Below are 2,633 nucleotides of genomic sequence, written 5' to 3' on the forward strand. Positions count from 1 at the left end.
AGGGTTTATCGAGCAGATGCACGGTGGTGCGCTCGGGATGCAGGTAGCGCAGCGGCGCGGCCTCCCGCCCTGCGGTCGCGGCATCGGCATCGGGCAGTTTACTCTCGTCGATGAGCGCCCCGCGCATCCGTAAACAGACCTCTTGCCCTGTATTGTCTTATCACCATCATCGTTGTCGCAGGTGCGGTAGCGGCGGATATTGCGCCAAACACAAGAGCAGTGTGAAATGGCTGGTGCGCCACGTAGTATATGCCCATTGTCACGCAAATCAACGTCGCGACTGTCACAGAAATTGACACGGAAAGGACTGGCTTCCCTATTCTTTTGAAATTTTCGAGCGAGAAGTTTTTCCCAATATGAAAGGCTATAAAGCCGAGCGCCATATTAGAAAGAAGTTCAGTTGCAGTTATTAAACCCCCGCCGGTTATGTTAATTGCATAAGGGCCTATAATTATACCCAAAAGTATATACGACGTTATGGCAGGAACTTTGATATAATTTACAATCTTTTCCGCAATAATTGCTCCGACCAGTATGATTCCAAGGCAGAGGATTGTATTCATACAATAATACCCCTTTCCTTAAAGAGCGCGATTATTATGTCGAAGATTGTAATAAAGCCTACCAGCAGACCATCCTTTGCAACAGGCATCCTTTCAATATCATGAAGCGTCATGAGTTTTCTTGCGTCAGCGATTGTCTTGTCTTCTTCAACAGCTATAACATTGGTATTCATTAAATCCGATACCTTTACCGAGGCTCCTATGTCTTTTGGAAGTTCGGTTTTCAAAAGATCTTCTTCTCCCATTTTGCATAAGTGTGTCGTTTTAAGCAAATTGTCGAGCGCAGGATTATGAGGTAGAAAGACCTTCATGATATCCTCTGAGCTGATAACCCCCAATATTTTTTTATTCTCATCAACAACAGGCAGTGTATGATAATTATACTTTCGAAATTTTGCTATAAGCTGGATCACATTTTCGTCCTTGCCTATGGTTATAACATTTTTTTTCATTATATCTTTTACAAACATTTTTTAACCCTTTACATAAATTATTATTACATGCGCGGATTCATCATTAGTAGGACACTAAATCATGTCAAATTCTCCTACATATAGTGGATAAAACATATTACACTATTTTACGATTCATCACAAAAAGATGGTTTTGTGCATTTCCTATACATTAAAATTGCATACTGCTTCGTATAATAGACTATTGTTAAACATGCGTTATATTTCGAGTAAAGAGAAGGAAAGAATGGTATTGTTTGACGGAGCAAGTGGAAGTTAGTTTATAATCAAAACCTTCGTCCCTCTAATCTTCTTTACCTTTAACTCCTAAGCTAAACCTACGGGTGCATTCCCGATTTTTTGGAAATCTTCATACATTATATCACAAGCATCCTGTTTGTGCTATTTAACACTCAAGCTGCCTGCCTGTGCGCTGCACGCAGACAGGGAAGCTTGAGTAACTATTAGCCCCAACTAATTGTTTTTTTGCAAAAAAACAGGAATGCTCCCAACCAAAATCAAAACAATGGCGCGATTGTATCAAAAAGAAAGGGAAAGTTTTTCCGAAATTCAATACAATATACCAACAAAGTCGTCGTTTGCTTTTTTCATAATTACCCGTTACAATGCGAAAAATGTTTATTTCATTCAGGTGATTTTTTACCGGTAATTACAGTTCATTTTCACTGCCTTTTTTGCAACCCTTTTTATAAAAAGGAGCGTCTCACAATGAAACGCATGAATTTACTCACAATATTAACTCTTTTCATCGTAACGTTATCAATCCCATTTTATTCTTTGATAACTCTGGGAGATGGCGCTGAAGAAGAACAATTCCTCAAAAATACCCGGCAATTAATCTACCAGGGCAAACGTTCGGGCGAGGGCTATTTTTCTGAAGACGGTAATGCCCTTATATTCCAGAGCGAACGGGAAACTGATAACCCGTTTTTCCAGATATACCTTTTGGATCTTGAGACAGGAGATACTAATCGGGTTTCACCCGGAACGGGCAAGACAACCTGCTCGTTTATACGGCCAGGTTCAAATGAGGTACTTTTTGCTTCCACACACCTTGACCCCGAAGCGACGTTAAAACAAAAAGCAGAATTTGATATCCGCGCTTCCGGGAAAAACAAGAGGTTTAGTTGGGATTATGACGAACATTATGATATATTTTCCGCCCACCGTGATGGAAGCAATCTGAAACGCCTGACGGATGCATTGGGCTATGACGCCGAAGGGGCATATTCTCCGGACGGCAGCAAGATTGTTTTTTGTTCATTGCGTGACGCATATCCCATTGAACATCTTTCAGCCGGGGATAAAAAACATTTTGAAACCGGCCCCTCATACTTCGGTGAAATCTACATTATGAATGCCGACGGCTCCGGACAAACCCGCCTGACCCATCAGCCCGGTTATGACGGAGGCCCTTTTTTCAGCCCTGACGGAAAACGCATCATTTGGCGTCGTTTCAAAGAAAACGGGTTATTGGCAGATGTTTATACAATGAACCTGGACGGCTCCGACAAACGCAGATTAACCGATTTCGGGTCTATGTCATGGGCGCCATATTATCACCCTTCCAATACCTATGTAATCTTTCACTCAAATA

The 2,633-nt window shown here is 41.6% G+C and carries 2 protein-coding genes and 1 pseudogene; 1 reads left to right on the plus strand and 2 read right to left on the minus strand.

The annotated features are described in order from the left end of the window. Nucleotides 1–98 precede the first annotated feature (98 nt). Both ABJL82_RS16500 and ABJL82_RS16505 read right to left on the minus strand, forming a co-directional pair. Nucleotides 99–563, minus strand: coding sequence for a cation:proton antiporter (locus ABJL82_RS16500; RefSeq protein ID WP_347275807.1), 465 nt, complete (start codon nucleotides 561–563; stop codon nucleotides 99–101). Continuing rightward, nucleotides 560–1,033: a CBS domain-containing protein gene (locus ABJL82_RS16505; protein WP_347275808.1), complete on the minus strand. Its 474-nt coding sequence runs from the start codon at nucleotides 1,031–1,033 to the stop codon at nucleotides 560–562. The genes ABJL82_RS16500 and ABJL82_RS16505 overlap by 4 nt, the downstream gene beginning before the upstream one ends. 711 nt (nucleotides 1,034–1,744) lie before the next feature. Here ABJL82_RS16505 and ABJL82_RS16510 point away from each other — a divergent pair. Then, nucleotides 1,745–2,633: pseudogene (locus ABJL82_RS16510) on the plus strand (peptidase M28); the annotation flags it as partial.

The sequence above is a fragment of the Candidatus Kuenenia sp. genome, from assembly GCF_039794105.1.
Lineage (GTDB): Bacteria > Planctomycetota > Brocadiia > Brocadiales > Brocadiaceae > Kuenenia.